The following is a 26,949-nucleotide window of genomic DNA, read 5'->3' as shown; positions in this document are numbered from 1 at the left end:
CGCAACACACATGACGCAGACCGAACCCCTCACTCTTCCCCTCGATGCCTGGCACCGCAAACACGGCGCGCGCATGGTTCCCTTTGCGGGTTTTGCCATGCCGTTGCAATTTGCCGGGATCCTGGCCGAGCACGAATGGACGCGCACCAGCGCCAGCCTGTTCGATGTCAGCCATATGGGGCAGATCAGCGCATCGGGGGCGGGTGCAATTCCCCTGCTGGAATCGCTCTTGCCCACTGCTGTCGCCAATCTGGCACCGGGGCGCATCCGCTATGCGCTGCTGCTGAACGAAGCTGGCGGCATCATCGACGATCTTATGCTTACCCGGCGAGCGGAGGACTTCCTGCTGATCGTGAACGGGGCCACACGGCTTTCCGATCTGGCGTATATGCAAGGCGTTGCTGCGCCCGATGCGGCAGTGACGCTTGCCGAAGATCAGGCGCTGCTCGCGCTGCAGGGGCCATTGGCGGCCAAGGTGCTGGATGCGCTTGTGCCGGGTATCGCCGCGCTCTCCTTCATGACCGCCGCCGCTTTCGCATGGGAAGGCGCGCGCCTGTGGATCAGCCGGTCAGGCTATAGCGGCGAGGACGGTTTCGAGATCAGCCTGCCCGCTGCTGCTGCCACAGCGTTTGCCGATGCCCTGATCGCGGATGAGCGCTGCCGCCCGGCCGGCCTTGGCGCGCGCGATTCGCTGCGGCTGGAGGCCGGCCTGCCGCTTTACGGGCATGATCTGGACGAGAACACCGATCCGCTGAGCGCGGGCCTTGGCTTTGCCCTGTCACCGGCGCGCATGGCAGCGGGCGGTTTCAACGGCCATGCGGCGCTGGCGCGCCTTGCCGCCGCAGGCCCGACCAATCTGCGTGTGGGGCTCGCACTGGAAGGTCGCCTGCCCGCGCGGGAAGGGGCAGTGGTAATGCATGACGGGCATGAAGTCGGCCGCGTAACCTCCGGCGGCTTTTCACCCAGTCTGAGCCATCCGATCGCGCTCGCCTTCGTTCCGCCCGCTTTGGCGAAGGAGGGCACATCGCTGACCGTGCAAGTGCGCGGCAAGGATCTGCCCGCCCGTATCACCCCCCTGCCCTTCGTCCCCCATCGCTATGTCCGCAAAGGAAGTGTCTGAGATGTCGCTGCTGTATACCAAGGATCACGAATGGATCGCCGTGAATGGCGAGGAAGCCACGGTCGGGATTACCCATTATGCCCAGATGCAGCTGGGTGATATCGTGTTCGTGGAATTGCCCGCACCCGGCACCTCGCTGACAAAGGGTGACGATGCCGCCGTGGTGGAATCGGTCAAGGCCGCATCCGATGTCTACACCCCCGTCAGCGGCACGGTGGTGGCGGGCAATGCCGCGCTGGAGGATGACCCTTCGCTTGCCAATACCTCGCCCGAAGAGGACGGCTGGTTCTTCCGCATAAGCCTTTCCGATCCGGCAGAGCTGGACGGGCTGATGGACGAGGCCGCCTACCGCGCCTTTCTGGCCGAACGGAGCTGATGCGATGCGTTACCTGCCGCTGACTGATGTCGACCGGGGTGCGATGCTGGACGCGGTGGGCGCGCCATCCATCGCCGCGCTGTTTGCCGATGTGCATCCCGATCACCTGCAGCACGCACCGATCGCAGGTCTGCCGCTGCACCAGAGCGAGATGGAGGTGGAACGGCACATGGCCCGGCTGGCGGGGCAGAACCGCGCCGCGGGTGCGGGTCCGTTCTTCCTTGGTGCAGGTGCCTATCGCCACCATATCCCGGCCAGCGTCGATCACCTGATCCAGCGGGGGGAGTTCCTGACGTCCTACACCCCCTATCAGCCCGAAATCGCGCAGGGCACGTTGCAAATGCTGTTCGAATTCCAGACTCAGGTGGCGCGTCTGTTCGGCTGCGCGGTGGCGAATGCCTCGCTGTATGATGGCTCCACCGCGTGTTGGGAAGCGATCCAGATGGCGGGGCGGATCACACGGCGCAAGGGGGCGATCCTGTCATCCGGCCTGCATCCGCATTACGCCGCGCTGGTGCAATCCATGGCGCGCTTTACGGGCGATGGCATCGCGCATCAGCCCCCGGTTTTGACAGCGGAGACAGATTTTGCCGATCTGGCCGCGCAGATCACGCCCGAAACATCCTGCGTCGTGGTGCAATATCCCGATATCCTCGGCCGCGTGTCGGACATGGCCGCGCTGGCAGAAACGGTGCATGCGGCAGGCGCGCTGCTGATCGCGGTGGTGACAGAGCCGGTGGCGCTGGGCGCACTCACCAGCCCCGGCGAAATGGGCGCGGATATCGTGGTGGGCGAAGGGCAGGCGCTGGGCACCGGCCTGCAATTTGGCGGGCCGTATCTGGGCCTGTTCGCCATCCGTGATGCGCGCCATGTGCGCCAGATGCCCGGCCGTTTATGCGGCGAAACGGTGGATACGAGGGGACGCCGCAGCTTCGTGCTGACGCTGTCGGCGCGCGAACAGCATATCCGGCGCGAGAAGGCGACCAGCAATATCTGCACCAATTCGGGGCTATGCGCGCTGGCCTTCTCCATCCACCTTACACTGCTGGGCGAGAAAGGCCTGCGTGCTTTGGCGGCCGAAAATCACCGCATGGCCTGCCTTGCCGCCGATAGGCTCGCCGCGCTGCCGGGTGTGGAGGTACTGAACAGCGCCTTTTTCAACGAGTTTACCGTGCTGCTGCCCGGCGATGCACGGCTGGCGGTGCGCCAGCTGGCCCATCGCGGCATACTGGCGGGCGTGTCGCTGGGGCGGCTCTACCCCGATCAGCAACAGCTTGCCCATGCGCTGCTGGTGACGGTGACCGAGACCGCCAGCGAAGATGATATCGACGCCCTTGTCGCGGGCCTGAAGGAGCTTTGGCCATGAACCTCAACCCCGCCGGCTGGCGTCCCCGGTTTCCCGATGCCGATGCCGATCCCAACGCCGCTTCGGGCGAAGAACCTGCCACCTTCACCGGCAATCGCGGCCTGCAACTGGAAGAGGCGCTAATCTTCGACATTGGCAGCGGCGATACCTGCGGCGTCGATTTGCCCCAGCCTGCCGCCAATGCGCCTGTCCGTCTGGGCGGGCTGGAGAGGCGCTCCGCGATTGGCCTGCCCGGCCTGTCGGAACCCGAAACGGTGCGCCATTACACGCGCCTCAGCCGCCAGAATTACGGGATTGATCTGGGCCTGTTTCCGCTTGGTTCGTGCACCATGAAGCACAATCCGCGCCTGAACGAGAAGATCGCCCGCCTGCCCGGCTTTGCCGATATTCACCCGCTCCAGCCCGAAAGCACAATTCAGGGCGCGCTGGCAGTGATGGAGGAATTGAGCGCGTGGCTCATTGCACTCACCGGGATGCACGGCGTGGCGCTGTCGCCCAAGGCGGGCGCGCATGGCGAATTGTGCGGCGTGCTGTGCATCCGCGCCGCGCTGGAGGCGCGCGGAGACCTGCGCGAAGTGATGCTGGTGCCCGAAAGCGCCCATGGCACCAACCCCGCCACCGCCGCCTTCGCCGGATACCGCGTCGAATCAATTCCCGCCGCAGCCGATGGCCGGATCGATCTGGCTGCATTGCAGGCCCGTCTGGGGCCGGATGTGGCGGGCGTGATGATCACCAATCCCAATACCTGCGGCCTGTATGAACGCGATCTGCACGCCATTGCCGATGCGGTCCATGCAGCGGGCGGCTTCGTTTATTGCGACGGGGCCAATTTCAACGCCATCGTCGGCCGCGTGCGGCCCGGCGATCTGGGCGTCGATGCAATGCATATCAATCTGCACAAGACCTTCTCCACCCCCCACGGCGGCGGCGGGCCGGGTTCTGGGCCGGTGGTGCTGTCCGAAGCGCTCGCCCCCTTTGCCCCGCTGCCCTGCGTCACCCGCCGCGCCGATGGCTCGCTGATGCTGGTGGAGGAGGAAAGCGCCGCCGATCACCTGCCGCAATCGCTTGGCCGGATGAGCGCGTTTCACGGGCAGATGGGTATGTTCACCCGTGCGCTGACCTATATTCTCAGCCACGGGGCAGACGGGCTGTTCGCGGCATCAGGCGATGCCGTTCTCAATGCCAATTATGTCCTGCGCAGTCTGGAGGATGTGCTCGACGCACCTTTTGCCGGCAGTGGCCCCTGTATGCACGAGGCGCTGTTCAGCGATGCGGGTCTGGCGCCCGGCGTCTCCACGCTCGACATAGCCAAGGCGCTGATCGACGAAGGCTTCCACCCGATGACTGTCTATTTCCCGCTGGTGGTGCACGGCGCCATGCTGGTGGAACCGACCGAGACCGAGAGCAAAGCCGCGCTCGACCAGTTCATCGCCGCGCTGCGATCGGTGGCCTTGCGCGCCAAAGCGGGCGACCCGTCGCTCTGCAACGCCCCGCATTTTGCGCCGCGCACCCGCCTTGACGAAACGCAGGCTGCGCGAAAGCCCGTGCTGGTGCATCCGGGGACGCAGGCTCCCTGACCGGCAGCGCTGGCAATCAGCCGAGGCCCGCCCAGTCGAACCATTCGCCATAAGGGTGGCACCGCGCGACAACCCGGCTTTCGGGATCGCCGCCGGTCCACTGCGTCACATGGAGTTCGACTTGCGTGCGATCGGTCGTCCATTCGAGGCCGACCCGCACAAGCGGTCGATCGGGCGCGGCGCGCTGGCCCGCTTCGGACAGCGCGGCATCCACCATCTCCCGTTCCTGTGTGGACATATATTGCACGACCATTGAATGAAACACCACGCGGCGCATCTGCGGAGGCTGCACACGCGCGAGCTGCCGGGGGAGCCATTCACTCGCCGTCCCCCGATCGACGCGCGGCGGCAGGCGCCGCGCCAGTTCCAGCGCCGCCGCCAGCCGCGCACTGCGTTCTTTTTCGCCCGGCCAGATATAGGCGTGCAGCCGCTCGCAATCCTGCGCATTGCCGATATCCAGGGGGTTGGGGTCGACCCCGATTGACCGCGCGATGGCGAAGGGCACCTGCGGAACCGCACGCCCGATCCAGCGCGGGGCAATCTGCACAGGGCTCGCGTCCGGCCCGCAATGCGCCGCGCCCATCTGGCAGTGATAGCGGGATAGGTTGAGGTTGAGCCCGGCGCTCGCTCCCAGTTCCAGCAGTTCCACCGGCATGGCCGCGCGGGCATTGAGTTCCATCAGGACGCCCGCAAGGCCCGCCACGCGGGCGACCTCGTTGGTCTGGGTCGGCCCGGCCATCCATTCCAGCAGATCCTGCGCCCGGTTGTTCAGCGCATCGCGCAATGCCAGATCGAGCATTTGGGCTGCGGGCAAATCGCCATGAGCCGCCGCGCGGTAAATGCGCTGCAATGCGGGATCGCGGCCCGATCGGGCCAAGGCGTGCAGCCCTGCATTGAGCCGGAAGATGACCCCTGCACCCGCCATGTCGCCCGGCCATTCATCCATCCTGTCACGCATAAGCGGCGCATCGGGCAGAACGCGCGCGGCGCTTTCAAACACGGATGCCACCATCAGCTTGCCAAAGGAACGCGCCTTTTCCGCCTCGATCAGCAATTGCTGCTCGGCCCTTCCCGGCTTGGCGACATGGTCCGCAATCGGCACGGCAAGGGACGACATAAACATGAGAGCGGACGTTTCTTCTGTCAGATGATCGGGCTGTGACAGCCCCGCGCGGGCCGCCGTTTGCCGAGCAATATCCGCGCAAGGTCAACGCTCCGCTGGCGCGGCCTAGGGGTAATTCCGGAGGAACCCGAATGTGGAAACGCCAGCGCAACCGCTCCTCCGCATTCATACGGACTGCGCGCAAAGGGGGTGTTTTATTGCCCCGATCCTAGAGCGCCCCTCGAACTCAAGCCCAATCAAGGGAAAAATGAGGGTCCACCATGCGTAAATTCTCAGTGTTAATCGCTACCCTGCTTGCCACCACCACCCACCAGGTCGCCTATGCCGCCGAGACGGCCAGCGATGCCACCTCAGCCGAAGAACAGGCTGCCGCCCCTGCCACTCACAGCGCCGCTCACAGCGCCGCTCACAGCACCCCTGACGCACCGGCTGCCAAGGCATTCAGCACCGGGGTCGCCCGTGGCCGCGACCTGCTCGACACAGCAATTTCCGCCAGTGTTATCGACGAAGCCGATCTGCCCAAGCTGTCGGTCAGCTCGATCGCGGGCATCATGCAGAATATCCCCGGCATCCGCGCCGAAACCTCGGATGTGGACGGCTTCTCCGCCATCACCGTGCGCGGCCTGCCGCTGTCGGCTGATGGATCCAAGTTCCTGCAATTGCAGGAGGACGGCCTGCCCGTGCTGGAATTCGGCGATCTGCACTTTGCCTCGGTCGACCAGTTCCTGCGCGCCGATCTCACCTTGTCGCAGGTGCAGGCGATCCGCGGCGGTTCGGCATCGACCTTTGCGTCCAATTCCCCCGGCGGCGTGGTCAATTTCATTTCGCGCACAGGCGAAGTCGAGGGCGGCCTGTTGCAGGTGTCGAGCGGCGTCGGCCACGATCTCAAGCGCGTCGATTTCGCCTATGGCAGTCCGCTGGGCGAAGGCTGGCGTTTCCATGTCGGCGGCTTCTACCGGTAGGGCGAAGGCCCGCGCAATATCGGCTTCAACGCTTTTCGCGGCGGCCAGTTCAGGGCCAATGTGACGCGCGAATTCGATAGCGGCTATGTCCGCCTCTATGCCAAGTACATGGATGACCGGCAGCCCAATTACTCGCTGTTCCCGATCACCATTTCGGGCACCAATGATGCGCCGGTGATCGGCGATCTGCCGGGCAATTCGTTGCAGAACGATGCCTATGAATCCGCGCTGACGGTGCGGTATCTGGGCGTTGACCAGAACAACAACCCGACCACCTTCGATGCCCGCAACGGCCTGCGCGGCATTACCCGTTCGGTCGGGCTGGAGGCGCAGTTCGATGTCGCCGGCTTTACCGTCACCAACCGGTTCCGTTATGCCGACATCAGCGGCGAGTATAACGAGAGCATCCCGATGGTAACCGCGCCCGCGCCCGCGATTGCCGGCCTGTTCGGCGGCCCCGGCGCGACGCTGCGATATGCCGGTGGCCCCAATGCCGGACAGGCGATCAATGATGCCCGCCTGCTCGCCTATTCGATCCGCATCAACGCCACGCTCAGTTCGCTCGATAACGTCACCAACGACTTGCGCGCCAGCCGCGTGTGGGATGTGGGCGAAGGCCGCCTGACGACCACGGCGGGCGTCTATAACGCCGCGCAGTCGGTCGATATGTACTGGAATTTTGCCAATTCGATCAATGATCTGGTAGGTGCTGGGCGTAACGCGCCGGTCAATTTGTTCGATGCCGAAGGCACGCCGCTTACCGATGCGGGTATGCACGCCTATGGCTTCGGCTTTGCGGTTGCGCTGCCGACCTATCACGACCGCTACGACCTGCAGTATGACATCGTCGCCCCCTATGGCTCGGTCAATTACCAGATCGGCCGTCTGGCAGTTGGCGCCAGCATCCGCTGGGACCGCGGCAATGTGACGGGCAATGTTCTGGCGGCCAGCTATGGCGGCGGGCGTGTGGGTCAAACCGCGTTCGACCTGAACCGCGATGGCACCGTGTCGGTGGCGGAAACCAAGATCGCCATCCTGCCGCTGGGCCAGCCTGCCCTGGTTGACTACAATTACGACTACCTCTCCTATTCGGGCGGCATCAATTACCGCTTTGCCGAGCCGTTCTCCGCCTTTGTCCGCTACAGCCGTGGCGGCCGCGCCAATGCCGAGCGTATTCTGGGTGCAGGCTCGCTCAACCCTGCAACCGGCGCGCTGACCGATCCTTCGACCGCGTTCAGCCTGGTCAAGCAGGCGGAAGGCGGCGTGAAGTTCCGCCAGAACGGCCTCACCGCCTATGTGACCGGCTTCTGGGCTTCGTCGGGTGAGCGCAACTTCCAGATCGGCGCGGATGCCAACGGACAGGTGATCGTGATCCCGGTGGATCGCACATACAATGCCAAGGGCATCGAGTTCGAAGGCGAAGTTCGGCGCGGCCCCTTCGCGCTGACGCTGGGCGCCACCTGGACGCAGGCGCGCATCAGCAATGATGTTGCGAACCCGGCACTCAACGGCAACCGGCCGCGCCATATCCCTACGCTTTCCTTCCAGGCCCGGCCGGAAGTCAATCTGGGCAATTTCACGCTGGGCACCGTGATCAACGGGACCACCAGCAGCTTTGCACAGGACAGCAATATCCTGAAGCAGCCCGGATATGTGCTGGTCAGTCCGTTTGTCCAATTCCGGCCTGCCGAACGCCTGACGCTGGGGGTGAATGCCTTCAACGTGTTCGACAAGCTGGCGATCGTGCAACTGGCATCCAGCGCCATTCCGCCGTCGGGCATCATCAATGCGCAGGCGATGAACGGACGCACCGTGTCCGCTTCGCTGCGTTACGACTTCTGATGCACCGCTCCTGACCCCCTGCCGGCCCGCCGCGTCTCCCGGCGGGCCGGCCCCTTCCCTGCTTGATCAAGGAAACCTGCTGCCGTGTTCGACCGCCTGAACATTCCGCGCCGCCTTGGCCTCTCCTTCGTTGCCCTCAATGTCACGGCAGCGTTGATGATGGTCGTGTTCGGCATCAGCCTTGCCATGATTGCCAGCGTCACGGCGCGCAATTCCGAGAGCCAGGCGATCCTTGCCGATGTGCTGACGCTGGAAACCGCGCTGCTGCGCCAGAACAGCCAGATGCGCGGATATCTGGTGACGGGCGACGACAGCTACCTCAAATCCTATTACGAGGGACGCGACGATTACGACCAGACATCGGCCGCGCTGGAAGAGCGACTGACCGATCCCGCCTTGCAGGAACTGGTGCGCACATCGCGGGCCGAGACGCTAAAATGGCGCGAGAACTGGGGCGATCGCTATATCGCCGTGGTGCGCGCCGGTCAGCGCGATGCCGCGCAGGAAGCCATTCGCCGCGCGGGCACCGCGGTGCTGGTCAGCGATGCGGTGCTGCCCTTGCGCGAAGTGCGCGACGCGCAGACCGCCGCGATCGAGGCCGAGACACAGCGCCTGATGAATGCCAAGCGGTTCGCCTGGATTGCGCTGGCGGTGGGCGGCGCGATGCTGCTCGGCATGGCGCTGTTCCTGTCGCGCAAGCTGTCGCGCTCGATCGCCACACCGATCACCGACCTGACCCGCACCATGTCGGAGCTGGCCGCTGGGCGGCACGACATTGCCGTTCCCGGCACGGATCGGCATGACGAGCTGGGCGCGATGGCGCAGGCGGTGCTCGTGTTCCGCGATGCCGCGCAGCAGCGCGAACGCGAAGTGGCCGAGCGCGAGCAGGCGATGGCCCGCATCGGGGCCAATCTCCACGCGGTTGCCCAGTCCGATCTGACCGTGCGCCTCACCGACCTGCCGCCTGCCTTCAAGGGCCTGGCCGACGATTTCAACGAAGCGCTGGAACGCCTGTGCGAGGCGATGGGCCTTGTCCAGAACAGCATCCAGACGATCAACCTCACCTCCAGCGAGATCCAGCAGGCCACCACCGACCTTTCTGTCCGCAGCGAGCAGCAGGCCGCCAGCCTGCAAAGCTCCTCCGCGACGATGGGCGAACTCACCTCCCAGATAGAGGACTATGCCAAGATCGCCTCCGATGTCAGCGACTCGATGGTCGAGGCGCGCGGCGAGGCCGAGAACGGCGGCGAGATCGTGGGCAAGGCGATCGAGGCGATGGACAATGTCGCCCGCGCCAGCGCCGAGATTTCGGACATTACCTCGCTGATCGACGGGATCGCCTTCCAGACCAACCTCCTTGCCCTGAACGCAGGGGTCGAAGCGGCCCGCGCCGGGGAAGCGGGCAAAGGCTTTGCCGTGGTCGCATCCGAAGTGCGTGCGCTGGCCCTGCGCGCCACCGAAGCCGCCAACGCAATCAAGCAGCGTGTCGAGGCGGTGACCAGCCATGTGCAGGCGGGCGTGGCGCTGGTGCATGATACCGGCGCGGCGCTGGAAACGATCATCTCCCGCGTGGGGGCGGTGACCACCTCGATCTCCTCGATTGCCGAGACCGCCAGCGAACAGAGCGTGGCGCTGCGCCAGATCAACCAGGCCATCGGCGGAGTTGACCAGATGACGCAGCAGAACGCCGCGATGGTGGAACAGACGCACGCCGCCACGCGCAACCTGTCGCAGGAGGCAGGGCAGCTCGCATCCGCCTTCTCCAGCTTCAAGATCAGCCAGGCGAGCACGCCGCAGAGCTTCCCGGCACCCTTGCGTGTTGCGGCGGTCAGCCCCGTGCCGCAAAGCCCCCCGCCGCCCCGCAAGGCGGCCAAGCCTGCGCCCGTGCCCAAGTTGGTCGGCAATCTGGCGGTGGAGGATGACTGGTCGGAGTTCTGATGCACGGCGGCGTGGCGGCAGATGGCAGATGCCAGCCGCCCCCTGCCCCGCCGCATTTTGCGCCGGGCTTGACACGCTGGACTCTGCGTCCACTTCGCAACAAGGCATACCTATCTGGTATTATTATGCAATTTCGCCAAATTGCGGTTGGCGCGTAGGGAGAAAAAAGAAAATCATCTTATCCTGCCGCGCAAGGAAATTTCCAACAGCAGCGGAATAGCGGCAAAAAGGCGGACGAGGAGAAAGAGCCGCAATGCTCATGCCGCCGGGCCGGGCGTGTAGGAAAGAGGCGCGGCGCGGCGCGGCGTCAGAACTGCGCGATGATCTCCACGCGTCTTTGCGACTGGCCGGGAATGCCGTCCGCATCGGGATGGTCGGTCACGCCTGCGCCGGCCACCGCGTGGGTTTCGATGGGCATTCCGGGGAACAGGCGGCTGAGCGACAGGGCGATCTTGTCGGCCCGCAACTGCGCAAGCTCGGCGCGCTCGGCAATAAGGGTGCCCGATACGTCCTCCGGCGCGGATGCCGCAAAGCCGGTGACCACCAGCCGCCGCGGTTCGGCCGCGCGGATCCAGTGCGCGGCCTGATCCAGCAGGTAATCGCTGTACTGGTAAACCACGAAGTCCTGATCGAAGGCGAAGAACAGCGTGAAGGTGCGATCCCGCCGCTCGTCCTCGCTCACCACCGGGGCCACCGCACGCGGGTTGATGTTGCGCGGGGGCAATTCGAAACGGCGCCCCGGATAGCCTTCGGCGGGCAGCATATGGCGCACGCAAGGCATATCGAGCACCGAAGTGCGCACCGGATCGAGCGAGGGCGCGCCGCACAAGCTTCCCTCGTCGCCCGCCACCGTGCCTTCCACCAGAACGGCGTGGTTCCAATCGGGTTTGTGCGGTGACATGGTGACATCCCAGCGCACGCCCGTGGCGGGATCGGTGGCGAGCCAGCAGCCCGATTTCAGCCCCGCATCGGTGTCACGGTAAACCGGGCAGGCGATAAAGCGAACCGCATCGCCCGCTTCGCTTGCCTGCGCCGCTGCCAGCGGCAGGCCTGCCAGCGCAAGCACGAGGGCGGGATTGCGCAGCGCCCTCACAAGGCACCCATCAGGTTGATGAGATCCTGCCTTTCCTGTTCGGTATAGCCGATATTGTAGCGGCGGTCGTAATAGTCGATCACATCGCGCAGGGTGCGCGCCGATCCGTTGGCAAAATAGGGCGCACGGGCGGAAAGGCCCCGCAGCGATTGCAGCGTGATCTTGCCCACATCGGCGCAGCGCCCCGTGGTCAGCGCAAAGCCGGGGTCATGCGTCAGGATAACCCGGCCATAATGCGGATGCGGCGCCCCCTTGCAGGTGATGCGGAACAGCGGAAAATCGGGCATGGGATCGGCAAAGGGCAGCGTGGTGGTGCCAAGGTCGACCTGCCCCGGTGCGACATCGTTCCCCATGCGCGTCATGTTGTGGCAGAACACACAGGTGTTGCGCACCGGGTTGCCGAAGCCGATGGGCGAATTGATTCCCGCGCTGTCGCTGATCAGGAAAGTGCGTTCGCGAAACAGCCGCGCCCCGCGCGCGACCGAGCGGCGCCATTCCAGTTCCTGCGGCGAAAGCCGTGCGGCCTCCTCGGGCGCGATTGTCTCCCACGCGGTGAATTCGCTGAACACAGGCACGCCGATCGAACCCAGCGCGCCGGGCTGGCTGTCACGCAGCGTGCCCGGCCCGCCCAAAGCGCCCAGGCTGTCGAGCTGCACAGCGCCCGGCCCGGCTTGTTGCGCGGTGAACAGGCGCAGTTCGAAATCGCGGATGCGGGCAATGGCATCGGGCGAAAGCTCGCCCATCAATTGCATATGGCTGCGCGCGGCATCTTCCATCTGCAGCCGCAGATTGACCGTGCGGTTATCCGACATCAGGTTGCCCGCCAGATAGCTGCCATCATCCGGATCGCGCGGCAGCGTCAGCCCCTGCTTAGGATCATAGGCGAAACCCGCGGCAATCAGATACTTCATGTTCGCCACGGGGCGCGGCCGGCGATAGACCGAAATGCGCCCGTTATGCGGCCCGTATTCCGCGCCGCTGTTGCAGCCATGCGGATCGCGCACCACCTCGATCTCGAAATCGGGAGTAACCGGCTGGCCGTTGAAATGGGTCACTGGCCAGGGCCGTTCTATGCGGAACACGCCGTGGTTCAGCAACATCGAATGCGATGCAGCCTCCCCCTGCGGCAGAGTGGGGCAATTCGACCCGTCGATGGCCGCGAATATCGGATCGCGCCCGCCGGTTACGCGCCAGCGTTCCTGCACGGTTTCCACCGACAGGCTCATCGCGTCGGCAGGCTGGTGGCAGGAAATGCAGGCGCGGCCATTGGTGCCCAGCGGCTCAAAAAAGGGATGGCCCGCCGTTTGCACCGGCCCATCCGTCAGCAGGGTGCGCAGCACGCCGCCCGCATTCGCGTAATCGAGCACTTCGGGCCAGACGCGCTGCTCCCCCGGCCCCCACCAGCGTTCGTCCGCCGCCTCCGCTCCGGCAGAGGCCGAAACCGCCAGCGCCCCGCACAGCGCCCCCGCCGCCAGCAGCAGCGGCGCCAGACCGGATCGGGGCACTCTGCGTTCGGGTCGCGTCAACTCAGCCCCCGATATCGACCTTCAGACGCAGGCCAAAGGTGCGCGGCGCGCCATAGATGATGCCGCCATCGGCGCTGGAGCTGTTCTGGATCTGCGAGGCAATATAGGTTTCGTCGAACAGATTGTTGGCAAAGGCTTCCAGCTTGTAGCGATCCCCCAGATCGAAGGTGACGCGCGCATCGAACAGGTCGCGGCCCGGCACGATGGTGTTCACCGACGGGAACGGCGTGGCGAGCTGGCTGGACAGATGCGACCACTGGACGCGCGGCGTGATGTCCACATCCCCCAGCGCGAAAGTGTATTGCATCCCGGCATTGATCGTCCATTTGGGCGAAAACGGCAGCGTTGCACCTTCCGCAACGAAGCGCAGATTGGTGGGGCAGCCCGCATCGGTGCCGGGGGCATTGGTGTCCGAAATACAGGCCGAATTGGAGAATTGGGCGTCCAGATAGCCAATCCCCAGATTGGCCTGGAAGCCGCCGAACTGGGCAAGCGCCTCAAGCTCGCCACCGACCGCCTCGCCGGCAAGCGCGTTCTGCGTCACGGGCAGTCCGCCGACAAGGCTGGAAAGCTGGATGTCCTGATAATTGGACAGGAACACCGCGCCGTTCAGACGCAGGTGGCGGTCAAGGATCTCGGTCTTGAAGCCAGCCTCGTAAACGGTGTTCTGTTCGGGCAGGAAATCGGGCGTGTTGGGCGTCAGGTTGACGCCGCCGGCCTTGTAGCCGCGCGAGACCGAAGCGTAGAGCATCCCGTTATTGTCGAAATGGTAATTGAGACCGATCTTGCCGGTCAATTGTTCGGATGTCGCCGCGCTGGTGAACGGCAAGGGGATCGGCGGGCCGGGAACCGCAAAGCGCGTGTAGACCTGCTTGTCCCAGCTGTAGCGACCGCCCACCAGCACTTCGACCTGCTCGTTCAGGAAGTAGTTGACCTGACCGAACAGCGAATAGGACGTGTTGGTCGCCTCGGTGATGATGTCGCTGCTGGAGGACACAAAATCGCGCGTGTTGCGGTTGTCGCGCAGCAACGTGACGGGAACATCCTCTTCCAGCATGAAGGCGCCCACAACCCATTGCAGCGGGCTTTCGCCGGTGGAGAGCAGGTTGAATTCGGCAATGAAGGTCTCGAAAACCGTGTTGCCCAGGCTCACGCGGCCCGGATACAGGCGGGTGTTGGTGCTGTTGGTGGGCAGATTGGCCGGAACGCCAACCGCCGTGGCGGTGCGGTCGCCATCGGTCTGGTCCTTGGTGTAGCCATCCTGGAATGATACCAGCGCACGCGCGGCAACGCTGCTGGAAACTTCGAAATTGACCTCGGCCGACAGGCGATAGCCCGCCTGATTCAGGAACGAGACCGCATCTTCCTGAATCTCGAACGGATCGGTGCTCACGGTATCGCCACGCCGCTTCACCGCATTGTTGTCGCTGCGCATATCGAAATATTCGCCGCGCAGATTAATAGTCGCGGTGTCATCGGCGGTGCGCAGGAGCAGATTGCCGCGCACGGCATCCAGATTCATGTTGCCCGGCTGGCTCTGCGCGTTTGCGGCGATGTTCTTTGTGAAACTGTCGCGCTCGTCATGCACATAGGCGGCGCGGAAAGCGATGTTCTCACCCCCCAGATTGGCGGTCAGCACCGCGCGGTAGCGGTCGTAATTGCCGACGGTGAAATCCCCGCTGGCCGCCATCGTGTTGAATTGCGGAGCGGGCGTGCGGACATAGATCGCACCCCCGGTGGAATTCTGCCCGGTCAGCGTGCCCTGCGGCCCGCGCAGCACTTCGATCGTGCCGATGTCATAGAAGCTGTGGCCGATGAACTGCTCGTGCGGGATCAGCTGCCCGTCGATGTAATAGGCGACCCCCGGGTTGGAGGTGGGAGCCGACTGCGCAATCCCGACGCCGCGGATATTGATGAAGGTCGAGCGGTTGAAGGTATTGATGGCGATGGACGGGGCAACCTGCTGCACATCGTTGAGATTGACCACGCCGCGCTGCGCCAGCTGTTCCCCGCTCAGGACAGTGGCCGAAATCGGCACGTCCTGCAGGTTCTGCTCGCGCCGTTCGGCGGTAACGATGATGGCGTCGAGCCCGGCATCGGTCGATGCCGACGCAACCGCCTGCGCCATCGCCGGAACAGATGCACCGCACAGCAATGCCGCCAGAGCGCAGGAACCAAACTTACGATATGTCATGCCGTCCCCCAGATCTTGACCTTGTATGCCGATCAATCGACTTGCGACCCTAACGACGAAAGACCTTCATGCAAGGGCTTTCACACTCTTTCCGCCAGAATCCGGCTCCGATTGCCTCCTTGATATTGAATTATAATGCTATTTTTGTATTGCAAGGCCTTGCATTGATTGGGCCAAACCAAGGCTCCCCACCACCCCGTTTTCCGGCCCGAATTGCCATGGTTTGCCGATTGGCAATCTGTGGCAGGCGGCGGCCTGATGAAGACGATATCCAAGCAGATCTTGCTCGCCGTGCTGGCCTTGGCAGTCCTTGCCGTGGCTGCCTACGGGTTTCTGGCCCCGCGGGACAAGGAAGTCGCCACCTTCGTCATGCAAGCCGCGCCCGCCCCGCGCCTGCTGGCGGTGAACGGGCGCATCCGCCCGCGTTTGCAGGTGGATATCCGCCCCGCGCTTGGCGGCGAGCTGGTTGCCCTGCCATTTGATGTGGGGGGCCGCGTCGCCGCCGGGCAGGTGCTGGCGCGGATCGACGATGCCCCCGAAACCGCCGCGATTGCCGAGGCCGAGGCATCGGTGCAGGCGCAGGAGGCACCGCTTGCCCAGGCGCGCAAGTGGTGTTGCAAAAGGATCTGAGCCGCCGCGACCAGATCGCCATCTGGCAGCCCATTGTGCCGATTATCGCGGCGCAGCGCGGCGTCACCGCCGTCTCGCCGCAGATTCGCAGGTCCGCTTATGTCGAACAGGAACAGGCGCTGGCACCCGTAGGCGTCATTGGCGTCATGCCGGGCAAGCTGTCCGGCATTGCCGATATCTATGCCGCGATTACCGATGGCAGCAGCAATCTGCCCACCGATGGCGTGCTGAAGGTCAGCCGCCTGGCGGAAGATCTACGGGAATCCAACGGGGCCGCAACAACATTTCCCAATTCGACAATACCGCATCGGCGATCTGGCTTTCTTCGCTCGACCTGGGAGACGGTGGCACCCATCCGATGGGCGGATTTCGGACGGCATCGCTCAACTGGACGAGCGGCAGCATACCGAGATGCTGACCCTGCTCGAATTCCGTCCGGCTGGCGTCGTCACATGGGACGAAGAGCGCGGCTGTTCGCTGAATTGAACTATTCTTGGCCGCGTCTTGACCAGTGAGATAGCAAGAAGGCATGATGCCGCAACCTTTTCCACGAACGGAAGGTCAGACACATAGTAAGCTGGTCTCAATTCGCGCATTTGACACAAAAACAATGCGGCGCCTCTTTTGGAGGCGCCGCATGAAATCGGCACTGTCTTTGGGTTGCCGAGCCCACACGAAGAGACTTTTGCTTGCGAAAAGCAGCCCCTTCTCGTTCTGCTAGATGTCCTTGGTAGCATTCTTGATTGAGGAGTTCAAGCACATGGCCTCAGAGCTCGTTTTCGGCTTCGACATCGGAACCACCTCAATCGGATCTGCCGTGGTCAGGTTGGACGCAGGGGCCGCGACTGGCGAGATCCTGCACCTCGGCGTTCGTGTCTTTCCCGAGGCACGCGACCCCAAGAATATCCCCCTGAACCAGGAACGGCGCAAGCGGCGCATGGCCCGGCGCCAGCTTCGGCGGCGGCGGCACCGACGGCAGGCACTCAACCAACTCCTAAGTGAAATGGGCCTGCTGCCCCCCTTCAGCAAGGCCAGGGATTCGTCCTGGGCTGCCGCCATGACGCAAGATCCATGGGAGCTTCGATCACGCGCCCTTAATGAAGCCTTGTCTCCGCACGAACTGGGTCGCGCGCTCTACCAGCTTGCCAAGCGTCGGCATTTTAGGGGCCGCGATCTTCAAGATGTCGATCCCGAAGCGACAGAAAGTGTAGCCGATACCGATCCCGAGGAGCAGAAGGCCGCCTCGCAACGGGAAAAGGATCGAAATGCCCTCAAGCAGTCGGGCAAGTTACTCGGCGCTTTCCTCGCGCAGATCCCGGAGCGCAGCGAACGGCGACGCGGTCACCATTTCGCCCGCGAGGATGTCGCTGCCGAATTTCGCGCAATCATCGCCGCCCAGGCAGAACACCACGCTGCCTTGCGCAATCCCGATTTCATGGCTGCCCTGGAACAGACGGTCTTCGATCAACGTCCGGTCTTCTGGCGCAGGGCCACGCTAGGCCAGTGCCGGTTCATCCCCGAAGGCGAACCCGCCGCCTCGGCATCGTGGATCGCCCAGGAAAAGCGCATGCTGGAAAAGGTCAACAACCTGCGCATCGAAACAGGCAATGGCCGCCCACTGGACGACGACGAGCGCGCTGCCGTCCTCGATCTCCTGCGCAGGCAGGACAGCGCCACCTGGAACGGCATCCGCCGACACCTCAAGCTCTACTGGCGCAAGCACGACCTGCCCGAAAAGCCGACCTTCAACCTTGAGCGCGGCGGCGAAAAGGGCCTGGTTGCCAACCGCCTGGAAAACCGGCTCGCCGCCATCTTGGGAGAACGCTGGAAGGACGATCCGGCCCTGCGTGATCGCCTGCGCAGGGAAATCCATGCCCGCCTCCATGCCGCGGACTATGGCCAGGTCGGCAGCCGCATCGTGATCCGCCGCGAGGCGGAGCGCCGCCTGGAACGGGCGCGGGCGCGCGATGACCTCAAGGCGGATTTCTCCCTCTCCGACGCTCAGGCAGATGCCCTCGCCGCCCTCAGCTTTGCGCCAGGCTGGGAACCCTTTTCCGAATCCGCCTTGTGGAAGTTCTTGCCGCGCCTCCAGGAGGGCGCGTTGTTTGGCGCCTTGCTGGCCAGCCCGGATGAGGAAGGCTGGCGACAGGCGACCTTCCCCAATCGTGCACAGCCCACCGGCAGTTGGTTTGATCGACTGCCAACACCCGGAGACCCGAAGAGACGGCCTCACGGTTCGAAAGAGGAGATCGACCGCCAGAAATCCGTCCGCAACCCCACCGTCCTGCGTGTGCAGAACGAGCTGCGCAAGGTCGTCAACAACCTGATCGCGGCTTACGGACGGCCCGATCGCATTCGGGTGGAAGTCGCACGCGAGGTTGGCCGGTCGGCCCGGCAGCGGGCCGAAGACCAGAAGCGCAATCAGGCCCGCGAAAAAGTCCGCAAGGAGGCGGTGGACGACCTTCGATCCAAAGATATCGCCGAACCTTCGCGCGATCAGATCGAGAAATGGCTGCTGTGGAAGGAATGCCGCCACATCTGCCCCTACACCGGCGACATGATCGGCTTTGCCGACCTGTTCGGCACCGCACCCCTGTTCGATGTGGAACACATCTGGCCGCGCTGGCTCTCGCTTGACGACAGCTTCGCCAACAAGACGCTGTGCCGCCGCGATGTGAATGCGAAAAAGTCGAACCGCACCCCGCTCGAGCTCTACGAGGGCGATCCCGCTGCGCTCGAACAGGTGGTCTCGCGGGTGCGGAACTTCGACCTTCGCTATGGCCCCGGCTGGCGCAAGGCGCGCCGATTCCTCGAACCGGTGCCGCAGGATTTCGCCGCCCGGCAGCTGACCGACACCGGCTATGCCGCCCGGCAGGCAGTCAGCTTCCTGCAGATGCTGTTCCCCGATCTGGGACAGGCAAGCGAGGTTCGCGTCGCCACCCTGTCGGGCAGGGTCACTTCCCGGCTGCGCCACAACTGGGACTTGAACCACATTCTGTCCGATTCCGGCGAAAAGACCCGTGCGGATCATCGCCATCATGCCATCGACGCGTTGGTCGTGGCGCTCGCCCATCCCGGCTACACACAGCGACTTTCCCGCTGGTTCCAGGCCAGAGATGCGGCAACGCCTCAGATAGAACCGGCCCTCGAGCCGCCCTTCCCCGATGTGCGCGCCCAGGCCGCAAGCAAGGTGGAACAGATCGTCGTCTCCCACCGGGTGCGCCGCAAGGTATCGGGGCCGCTGCACAAGGACACCACCTGCGGCGATGTCGGCCCGGCTCAAGGCAGCGGCGGCATTGCCTACCGCTGGTTCGTGACACGCAAGCCGGTGGAGGCACTGTCCAAGGCGCTACTGGCAGATGACGATGCCTGGCCCGATGCCCATGTCCGCGAACGGGTTCGCGCGTGGGTGGAGGCCCATGGCGGCGATCCCAAAAAGGCTTTCGTGGACGGCTACCCCACCGTTTCCGATGGCGGCGCACCCATCCGCAAGGTCCGCATCAGGTTTAAACAGCAGGCCAGACTGATGGCGAAGCTGAAAAGCGGCTATGCCGATCTTGGCAACAACCATCATATGGCCATCTTCCGCAAACCTGACGGGCAGATCGAAACCGAGATCGTCAGCCTGTTCGAAGCGGCTGACAGGCTCCGGCGCAAGCAGCCGGTCTATTCAAGGCCTGGGCAAGGTTCAGAGCTGGTCATGACGCTGGCCCAAGGCGACACGCTGTTTTTCCCGGAAGGAAAGCTGGCCGGCCTGTGGATCGTCCAGGGCGTATGGTCAGCCGGCCCGATCGTGCTCTGGCGCGCCGAAGACACCACAGGCGCGTCCGTCTTCCGGCCAACGGCATCATCCATCCTGAAATCGGGTGGTCGTAAGGTCTCGGTCGATCCCATCGGCCGTATCCGTCCGGCGCGGGATTGATGCTGAAGAAGACGATCGAGATCGCAACCCCCGGCACGCGCTTGTCGGTCGCCCATCGCCAACTGGTGATCGATCGGCCCGAACAGCCCAGAGCCAGCGTGCCGATCGAGGATCTCGGCGTTCTCGTGGTGGACGATGCCCGTGCCAGTTATACTCAGGCCGTTTTCATCGAATGCCTCGCGGCAGGGGCCACAATCATGGTGACTGGCCGCGATCACCTGCCCGCAGGCATGATGCTACCGATGGAAGGGCACCATGTTCTGACCGAACGGCACCGGGCGCAGGCGCAGGCAAGCGCCCCCTTGTCCAAGCGTCTGTGGCAGGCACTGGTTGCCGCCAAGCTGCGTCAGCAGGGGCGCCTGCTGACCCTTACCCAGGGTGAGGACTGGGGCCTGGCTGCCATGGCTGACCGGGTTCGATCAGGTGATCCCGAAAATCTCGAGGCCCAAGGCGCGCAACGTTATTGGCCAAAGCTGTTTGGGCGCGATTTCCGCCGCGATCGCGAGGCGGAAGGCATCAACGCACTGCTCAACTATGGCTATGCCGTGATACGCGCTGCCTGTGCACGCGCCCTGGTGGCATCGGGTCTTATTCCATCCCTGGGCGTGTGGCATCGCAACCGCTCCAACCCCTTCTGCCTTGCCGATGATCTGCTCGAACCCTGGCGCCCGATCGTGGACTGGAAAGTGCACGGGATCGTATCTGGCGGGGATGACGAGCCGAGCCTTGCCGACCGCGCGACGCGAGCGGCCCTGCTTTCCATCTTCAACGAAACGGTGCTTGTGGGCGGCAGGCAATGGCCGGTCCTGCTGGGGATCGGGCAGTCCGCCGCCAGCCTGGCCAAGGCACTGACGCAAAACGACCGCGCGGCCCTGATCGTGCCGGAAAGCCTGCCGCTCGACCTTGGCCTTCCTGCCGATGGCACGGCCTGAACCGTCGCCGCGCCAGCCGGTCCAGCCCTGGGGGTGGCGGAGTATGTGGGTTATTGCCATGTTCGATCTGCCGGTGGACACAAAGGCCGCCCGGCGCGCCTATGCCCGCTTCCGCAAGGATCTGCTGGAAGATGGCTTCACCATGATGCAGTTTTCCGTCTACATTCGCCATTGCGCATCAATCGACAATGCCGAATTGCATACGGCTCGCATGGGTGCCCGGGTGCCCGAAAAAGGAGAAGTCCGATTCCTGACGATGACCGACAGTCAATTCAGCCGGATCCGGGTCTTCGTGGGCAAAAAACGCGAAAACACCACTCCGGCCCCGGCCCAACTTCAACTTTTTTGAGGGCGATATACGAAAAGCCCTCGCGATTCCATATGGTTACGCGAGGGCTGTTCTAGCAGAACGAGAAAGGGCTGCAATCCGCAGCGAAACTCGAAGGGCCACTCTTAACCGGGTGGTTCTAGCAGAACGAGAAAGGGCTGCAATCCGCAGCCCAACGATGCCGACAGTGACGGCGCCATGGGTTCTAGCAGAACGAGAAAGGGCTGCAATCCGCAGCATCAACAGGGCGCGCATCTGCTCGCGCGGGGTTCTAGCAGAACGAGAAAGGGCTGCAATCCGCAGCCCCGGATACCTGTATAATGTGCAGACTATCGGTTCTAGCAGAACGAGAAAGGGCTGCAATCCGCAGCAATGTGACGGTGCGCACAGAAGGGACAAGCGTTCTAGCAGAACGAGAAAGGGCTGCAATCCGCAGCAGACGTGCTTGCGCCAACCGCCTGTGCTTCGTTCTAGCAGAACGAGAAAGGGCTGCAATCCGCAGCCCAGCGATGCCGACAGTGACGGCGCCATGGCGTTCTAGCAGAACGAGAAAGGGCTGCAATCCGCAGCGATACAGCGCGGCGGATCAGCAACGCTTACGTTCTAGCAGAACGAGAAAGGGCTGCAATCCGCAGCCTCCAGCCTTGCGACCATCGGCGCGATATTGTTCTAGCAGAACGAGAAAGGGCTGCAATCCGCAGCGACTTCTTGGAAGCCGTGTGAGCCTCTTCCGTTCTAGCAGAACGAGAAAGGGCTGCAATCCGCAGCGTGTCCATGCACTCCGAAAGCCACTCCTCGGTTCTAGCAGAACGAGAAAGGGCTGCAATCCGCAGCTTGCTTGGGTGGAGGAAGCGCAGACAGTCAGTTCTAGCAGAACGAGAAAGGGCTGCAATCCGCAGCGACGGCCTGGCGCTGTCCAATATGCCTCGCGTTCTAGCAGAACGAGAAAGGGCTGCAATCCGCAGCACGCGGAGAAGCTCTACAATCTCGAACGGCGTTCTAGCAGAACGAGAAAGGGCTGCAATCCGCAGCGTAAAGGCGCGCACTCCCGAGGAAGTCAGTGTTCTAGCAGAACGAGAAAGGGCTGCAATCCGCAGCATAACGTGGTAATCCTGCATGATCTGCGCCGGTTCTAGCAGAACGAGAAAGGGCTGCAATCCGCAGCGCCTGCGCGCCAACATCGATCCCCGGACGCGTTCTAGCAGAACGAGAAAGGGCTGCAATCCGCAGCGGCAAAGGTTGACGGGGTGCGCGCTTGGGTGTTCTAGCAGAACGAGAAAGGGCTGCAATCCGCAGCACGGCGGGCGAAGGCGGAAAGACAGCGGCGGTTCTAGCAGAACGAGAAAGGGCTGCAATCCGCAGCACCGGACGGTGAATGGCCGTGACGTTCCCTGTTCTAGCAGAACGAGAAAGGGCTGCAATCCGCAGCGCGGCGAAGTGGACGATCTGAACCTCGCGGGTTCTAGCAGAACGAGAAAGGGCTGCAATCCGCAGCTGCGCGGGCTTGGTGGCAGGCCATTGCCGCGTTCTAGCAGAACGAGAAAGGGCTGCAATCCGCAGCGAAATGCCAGATCACAAGTGGGCAGAAATTGTTCTAGCAGAACGAGAAAGGGCTGCAATCCGCAGCGACAAGCGTCGCACCAGTTCAGGACATTCCGTTCTAGCAGAACGAGAAAGGGCTGCAATCCGCAGCATCCAGCTAACCGTGCGTTCGGCGCGAAGGGTTCTAGCAGAACGAGAAAGGGCTGCAATCCGCAGCGCGAGCGGCTGCGCCAGGCGCTCTACGAGGGTTCTAGCAGAACGAGAAAGGGCTGCAATCCGCAGCATGGCGGGGCTATTTCAACCGTTGAAATTGGTTCTAGCAGAACGAGAAAGGGCTGCAATCCGCAGCCGAAATGGTGATCTTGAAGCTGGGCAGGAAGTTCTAGCAGAACGAGAAAGGGCTGCAATCCGCAGCGTGCCCCAGTTGCTCGACTTGTCGCCATAAGTTCTAGCAGAACGAGAAAGGGCTGCAATCCGCAGCAAAAAGCTGACATATGAGCAAGCTACAGGAGTTCTAGCAGAACGAGAAAGGGCTGCAATCCGCAGCGGCCGTGCGAGAGCGGGTTCACTTTTTCTGGTTCTAGCAGAACGAGAAAGGGCTGCAATCCGCAGCTGGCGCACGCGCAGCATGTCGCCGGTGCAAGTTCTAGCAGAACGAGAAAGGGCTGCAATCCGCAGCGCCGAGAGGAGAACCTTCGGACGCGCCACAGTTCTAGCAGAACGAGAAAGGGCTGCAATCCGCAGCGGGGGCGTTAGCCCCCTGACGCATAGCAAGGTTCTAGCAGAACGAGAAAGGGCTGCAATCCGCAGCACACCCACAATCTCGAAATCCGCCGCCTCGGTTCTAGCAGAACGAGAAAGGGCTGCAATCCGCAGCACACACGACATGCGCGCTCGCCTCAGCCTGTTCTAGCAGAACGAGAAAGGGCTGCAATCCGCAGCCGGTAATGTCCGGACGACCAAGGCACCTTGGTTCTAGCAGAACGAGAAAGGGCTGCAATCCGCAGCCAAAAGGCCGTTGCCGTTCGGAGTGCGCCCGTTCTAGCAGAACGAGAAAGGGCTGCAATCCGCAGCCATGAGGCCATCATCACACCCGCACCGGCAGTTCTAGCAGAACGAGAAAGGGCTGCAATCCGCAGCGCAAGCGATTTCCTGCATGGTGCCTTGGCCGTTCTAGCAGAACGAGAAAGGGCTGCAATCCGCAGCAGACACAACCTTCGGTGGCCGATGTGCTGGGTTCTAGCAGAACGAGAAAGGGCTGCAATCCGCAGCTTGACACGCCAGCGCCACAGGCGGCGGCTTGTTCTAGCAGAACGAGAAAGGGCTGCAATCCGCAGCTGGCTTCCGCGCAGCGACGCGCGGCGCGCGGTTCTAGCAGAACGAGAAAACCGCCCCGGGAACGTCCCATGCAGCGATTTGGGTCCCCCTTTTTAGGGTCGCACCGTGCTGGTGGATCACGGGCATGATGTTGAGATAAAGGCCCGCCGCTGCTGATCCCAGCAGCTCAACGCCGCGATTGAAGAACAGATAAACAGTGCAAATGCCCACCGCCAGAAAGCGAACGCGGCCGGCGGCAGGATATCGCGCACCGCGCGCCCGACAATCGAATTGCCTGCCCAGAACAGCGCCGTGAAGGTAAGAAGCAAATAGGGCCGCGACCAGAACCAGTCCGCCACCCGTGATCCAAACAATGCCATCGCGGGCCGTTACCGGTTTCGCGGTGGCAGCGATACGGGCAAAAGGCACTTGCCCCGCGGTTTGGTAGTGCTGGAGATTCCAGAAGTTCACAATTTAGGGAAGGATATGGATGGTAGCGGAGGAGGGACTGGTACAGTCAATGTAAACTACTGATCTTGTGATATTTTTATCCTTACCCTTCTGTTAATACCCCCAACGGTACCCCCAACTGAGTTGTATCCACAGCCAAGAGACGAGGACCTTTTTGAAGGCGCTTGCTGCACCTGATCACCCGGTGAAGTGGCGCCCTTGCACCCTCATTCTTGTCATCGGGGCACGTCTGATTCTATTATTCTATGCTGGCATCTCGGCACGGTTCCGACACTTTCATTGACTCAAGGTTTCTAGAGCGATGACCGGAATAGGCTTGCTTGCGGATGTCCTACTTCCAGCTCAATCGTCGCGATAGACGCCCGGCCGCGTCTCGCATGGCGCTTAGTCGCGGCGGATGGCCGCTGATGGGTGGGGAGCGGATTGGCGGGTTTACCGGCCACCAAGGTCAATCCGCGTCGTGAGACGCGCCGCAGCCACCACCCTCAATCAACTAAGCGGACTGTTGTCAGGTTGAGCCCGATCGCGCCGATCAGGATCAGCGCCATGAACCCGGTTTGCGCCAGCGTCAGGTTCTGCCGGAACACGATCCAACCAATGGCAGCGATGGCGACGATGGCCAGACCTGACCACACCGCATATGCCACTCCCATCGGGATCCGGGTCATGGCGAAAGCTAGCAGCCAAAAGCACACGTTGTAGCCCGCCATTGCGGCAATGCCGTACCCTCCTTGGGCCGTGAGTGGCGGCTATAATGCGTTCGCTTGCCGAAAACCGCAGTTTTGAAACCGATCCCATTGCGGAGGCCTAGAGATACATCATCATCCTCGTGATGAGAGCATACGGCATCTTTCCGTTGATCGAGACATGGCGAACCTCCCGCTTGAGCTTTTCGGTCGGTTAAGGAATCACGGCCGAAAGTCATGAATGGCTTTATCGGTGCGCATCGTTGAGCGAGTGGTAAGCCGCTATGCGGGCGACCTCATCGGCTGAACCGAGGATCACGCCAATTCGCTGATGGAGTTTGGTCGGTTCCACATCGAGAATGCGCGCTGTACCCGTCGTAGCCGAGCCTCCGGCTTGTTCGATAAGCATGGCCATAGGATTGGCCTCATATAGCAGGCGAAGCTTGCCGCCGCTTGCGGTATGGCGGGTGTCGGCCGGATAGAGGAAAACACCGCCACGCACGAGAATCCGGTGAACGTCGGCAACCATCGACGCGGTCCAACGCATGTTGAAGTCTATTCCGCGCGGCCCGGTCTCGCCCCTAAGGCAATCGTCGATGTATCGGCGCACGGGTTCGTTCCAATGACGCTCGTTTGAGGCGTTTATGGCGAATTCATTCGTCTGTTTTGGCACCCGCATATTGGGATGGGTCATGATCCACGAACCCATCTCGCGATCCAGCGTAAACCCGAACACACCTTGACCGAGTGTAAGCACAAGCAGGGTTTGAGGCCCATAAATGGCGTAGCCGGCCGCTACCTGCTGATTGCCCGGCTGAAGAAAATCCCTTTCGCCGATCTCACGCCCCGACGCGTCATCAGGTGCCCTTAGCACCGAAAAAATCGTGCCGACCGATAGATCAACATCAACGTTGCTTGATCCGTCTATGGGATCAAAGAGCAATAAATACTCGCCCTTCGGATAGCGGTTCGGAACAGGGTGGATCGCTTCCATTTCTTCGGAAGCAAGTGCAGCGAGGTGCCCCCCCCATTCATTCGCCTCAACGAACATCTCATTGGCGATAACGTCGAGCTTCTTCTGAACTTCACCTTGGATATTCTCGGTCTCAAGGCTTCCCAGAACATCGCCCAGCTCACCCTTGCTGATGACATGGCCGATGCTTTTGCAGGCGCGGGCAACAAGCTCTACCAGTAGTCTAAGTTCCGGCCCGATAATCTGTTCAGACCTTTGCTGCTCGATCAGGAACTGGGTTAGCGTCTTTCTTCTCATGTGATTTGCATAGCAGTGAAGCACTGCTCGTGGCCAGCGTGGCGGCCTATTTTCAGTGCGGATGCATCAACCGTTGAACAGCGGAATTACTGCTGACGCTGCGCAGTTCGCACAGTTCTTTATCGCGCAATATCAAATGGGATCAGCCTCCGTTTGTCGATCCCCTTGGGCGGAATTATTCGATAATTGGATTCAAATTAGTGGCCGACATACGGCCATCTGGACCAGTCACCAGATCAAAGGCCCAACGTTGGCCTTTAACGATCCCATCGCGCCCAGCAGCTTGCACCTCGGAGATGTGCACGAACACCTTGGGCTGCTTGTCGTCGCGTGAGATGAACCCCCACCCGCCATCAGGGCCAACAAATTTGACGGTACCTGTCGTCATTGCGCTCTCAACCTTCATTTGCACATGCGATGCAAGTTGTGACCGATGGACTGTTCTCGAGGCGAGCCGGAGCAATGTCCTCGCCGCATTTGAGGCAGTAGCCGTATTCGCCATCCTCGATGCGCTGGAGGGCGGTATCGATGGCGCCGCGTTCGGATTTGCGCCTGCGTGCCTGTGCCAAAGCCATTTCTTGAAGCTGCATGGCATCGATGCGAGAGAGCCTGCCCACACTGTCTTGATCCAGCGTCACCGGCGCGCGGCCTCCAGAAGATATGCGATCTTCCGCCAGCAGCTCCTCGCGCCGGGCGAGGAGCTTTGCACGTATGGCCTCAAGATCGAGCGCCAT

General features: G+C 62.7%; 21 protein-coding genes and 1 CRISPR repeat array. Of the genes, 12 read left to right on the top strand and 9 right to left on the bottom strand.

Annotated elements, in window-relative coordinates; translation table 11 throughout:
• Nucleotides 1–10: 10 nt before the first annotated feature.
• The 4 genes from gcvT to gcvPB are packed head-to-tail and all read left to right on the top strand — an operon-like array spanning nt 11 to nt 4,439.
• Nucleotides 11–1,120 carry a glycine cleavage system aminomethyltransferase GcvT gene (gcvT, locus tag WFP44_RS02450; RefSeq protein ID WP_336924763.1) on the top strand — a complete coding sequence of 370 codons (1,110 nt, stop codon included), beginning with the start codon at nt 11–13 and terminating at the stop codon, nt 1,118–1,120.
• A gap of 1 nt (nt 1,121) precedes the next feature.
• Nucleotides 1,122–1,496 (top strand): glycine cleavage system protein GcvH, encoded by a 375-nt coding sequence (gene gcvH, locus WFP44_RS02445; protein ID WP_336924762.1) that lies wholly within the window; start codon nt 1,122–1,124, stop codon nt 1,494–1,496.
• Between the two features lie 4 nt (nt 1,497–1,500).
• Nucleotides 1,501–2,862, top strand: a complete 1,362-nt coding sequence (gcvPA, locus tag WFP44_RS02440; protein WP_336924761.1) for an aminomethyl-transferring glycine dehydrogenase subunit GcvPA — start codon at nt 1,501–1,503, stop codon at nt 2,860–2,862.
• Entirely contained in the window at nt 2,859–4,439 is a 1,581-nt protein-coding gene (gene gcvPB / locus WFP44_RS02435) for an aminomethyl-transferring glycine dehydrogenase subunit GcvPB (protein WP_336924760.1), read from the top strand. The genes gcvPA and gcvPB overlap by 4 nt, the downstream gene beginning before the upstream one ends.
• A 16-nt stretch (nt 4,440–4,455) precedes the next feature.
• Here the strand turns inward: gcvPB and WFP44_RS02430 are convergent, their stop codons facing one another.
• Nucleotides 4,456–5,562 carry a DUF2332 domain-containing protein gene (locus WFP44_RS02430; protein WP_336924759.1) on the bottom strand — a complete coding sequence of 369 codons (1,107 nt, stop codon included), beginning with the start codon at nt 5,560–5,562 and terminating at the stop codon, nt 4,456–4,458.
• 260 nt (nt 5,563–5,822) lie between these two features.
• Here WFP44_RS02430 and WFP44_RS02425 point away from each other — a divergent pair, with 260 nt between their 5' ends.
• The 3 genes from WFP44_RS02425 (at nt 5,823) to WFP44_RS02415 (ending at nt 10,304) form a co-directional block, all read left to right on the top strand.
• Nucleotides 5,823–6,524 carry a TonB-dependent receptor plug domain-containing protein gene (locus WFP44_RS02425; RefSeq protein ID WP_336924758.1) on the top strand — a complete coding sequence of 234 codons (702 nt, stop codon included), beginning with the start codon at nt 5,823–5,825 and terminating at the stop codon, nt 6,522–6,524.
• Between the two features lie 60 nt (nt 6,525–6,584).
• Nucleotides 6,585–8,366, top strand: a complete 1,782-nt coding sequence (locus WFP44_RS02420) for a TonB-dependent receptor domain-containing protein (RefSeq protein ID WP_336924757.1) — start codon at nt 6,585–6,587, stop codon at nt 8,364–8,366.
• An 84-nt stretch (nt 8,367–8,450) separates the two neighbouring features.
• Nucleotides 8,451–10,304, top strand: a complete 1,854-nt coding sequence (locus tag WFP44_RS02415; protein WP_336924756.1) for a methyl-accepting chemotaxis protein — start codon at nt 8,451–8,453, stop codon at nt 10,302–10,304.
• Between the two features lie 307 nt (nt 10,305–10,611).
• Here the strand turns inward: WFP44_RS02415 and WFP44_RS02410 are convergent, their stop codons facing one another.
• Genes WFP44_RS02410 through WFP44_RS02400 form a run of 3 tightly spaced genes read right to left on the bottom strand, consistent with a single transcriptional unit; the run spans nt 10,612 to nt 15,117 of the window.
• Nucleotides 10,612–11,397, bottom strand: coding sequence for a hypothetical protein (locus tag WFP44_RS02410; RefSeq protein ID WP_336924754.1), 786 nt, complete (start codon nt 11,395–11,397; stop codon nt 10,612–10,614).
• Complete coding sequence (locus WFP44_RS02405) at nt 11,394–12,902, bottom strand: hypothetical protein (protein WP_336924753.1); 1,509 nt, start codon at nt 12,900–12,902, stop codon at nt 11,394–11,396. The genes WFP44_RS02410 and WFP44_RS02405 overlap by 4 nt, the downstream gene beginning before the upstream one ends.
• A gap of 22 nt (nt 12,903–12,924) precedes the next feature.
• The gene (locus WFP44_RS02400; RefSeq protein WP_336924751.1) at nt 12,925–15,117 is read right to left on the bottom strand and encodes a TonB-dependent receptor; all 2,193 of its coding nucleotides are present in this window, start codon (nt 15,115–15,117) and stop codon (nt 12,925–12,927) included.
• 258 nt (nt 15,118–15,375) lie between these two features.
• Between WFP44_RS02400 and WFP44_RS02395 the strand changes: the two genes are divergently transcribed.
• From WFP44_RS02395 to cas2, 5 genes are all read left to right on the top strand, one after another.
• A complete protein-coding gene (locus WFP44_RS02395; RefSeq protein ID WP_336924750.1) occupies nt 15,376–15,747 on the top strand; it encodes an efflux RND transporter periplasmic adaptor subunit in 372 nt (123 codons plus the stop codon).
• Nucleotides 15,732–16,262 (top strand): hypothetical protein, encoded by a 531-nt coding sequence (locus tag WFP44_RS02390; protein ID WP_336924749.1) that lies wholly within the window; start codon nt 15,732–15,734, stop codon nt 16,260–16,262. The genes WFP44_RS02395 and WFP44_RS02390 overlap by 16 nt, the downstream gene beginning before the upstream one ends.
• A gap of 206 nt (nt 16,263–16,468) precedes the next feature.
• Nucleotides 16,469–19,669 (top strand): type II CRISPR RNA-guided endonuclease Cas9, encoded by a 3,201-nt coding sequence (gene cas9, locus WFP44_RS02385; protein WP_336924748.1) that lies wholly within the window; start codon nt 16,469–16,471, stop codon nt 19,667–19,669.
• A complete protein-coding gene (gene cas1, locus WFP44_RS02380; RefSeq protein ID WP_336924747.1) occupies nt 19,669–20,601 on the top strand; it encodes a type II CRISPR-associated endonuclease Cas1 in 933 nt (310 codons plus the stop codon). Before cas9 ends, cas1 begins: the two co-directional genes overlap by 1 nt.
• Nucleotides 20,588–20,950: a CRISPR-associated endonuclease Cas2 gene (gene cas2 / locus WFP44_RS02375; protein ID WP_336924746.1), complete on the top strand. Its 363-nt coding sequence runs from the start codon at nt 20,588–20,590 to the stop codon at nt 20,948–20,950. The genes cas1 and cas2 overlap by 14 nt, the downstream gene beginning before the upstream one ends.
• 49 nt (nt 20,951–20,999) lie before the next feature.
• A CRISPR array of direct repeats spans nt 21,000–23,809; the repeat unit is 36 nt; unit sequence GTTCTAGCAGAACGAGAAAGGGCTGCAATCCGCAGC.
• 116 nt (nt 23,810–23,925) lie between these two features.
• Here the strand turns inward: cas2 and WFP44_RS02370 are convergent.
• From WFP44_RS02370 to WFP44_RS02350, 5 genes are all read right to left on the bottom strand, one after another.
• Nucleotides 23,926–24,147 carry a hypothetical protein gene (locus WFP44_RS02370; protein ID WP_336924745.1) on the bottom strand — a complete coding sequence of 74 codons (222 nt, stop codon included), beginning with the start codon at nt 24,145–24,147 and terminating at the stop codon, nt 23,926–23,928.
• A 597-nt stretch (nt 24,148–24,744) separates the two neighbouring features.
• The gene (locus WFP44_RS02365) at nt 24,745–24,969 is read right to left on the bottom strand and encodes a DMT family transporter (RefSeq protein WP_336924744.1); all 225 of its coding nucleotides are present in this window, start codon (nt 24,967–24,969) and stop codon (nt 24,745–24,747) included.
• A 223-nt stretch (nt 24,970–25,192) separates the two neighbouring features.
• Entirely contained in the window at nt 25,193–26,215 is a 1,023-nt protein-coding gene (locus tag WFP44_RS02360) for a class 1 fructose-bisphosphatase (protein ID WP_336924743.1), read from the bottom strand.
• A gap of 175 nt (nt 26,216–26,390) precedes the next feature.
• Entirely contained in the window at nt 26,391–26,603 is a 213-nt protein-coding gene (locus tag WFP44_RS02355) for a cold-shock protein (RefSeq protein WP_336924742.1), read from the bottom strand.
• A 7-nt stretch (nt 26,604–26,610) separates the two neighbouring features.
• Entirely contained in the window at nt 26,611–26,949 is a 339-nt protein-coding gene (locus tag WFP44_RS02350; RefSeq protein ID WP_336924741.1) for a TraR/DksA family transcriptional regulator, read from the bottom strand.

The organism is Alteraurantiacibacter palmitatis, from assembly GCF_037154115.1.
Taxonomy (GTDB): domain Bacteria; phylum Pseudomonadota; class Alphaproteobacteria; order Sphingomonadales; family Sphingomonadaceae; genus Alteraurantiacibacter; species Alteraurantiacibacter palmitatis.
This window is presented reverse-complemented; position numbering and strand designations above follow the sequence as displayed.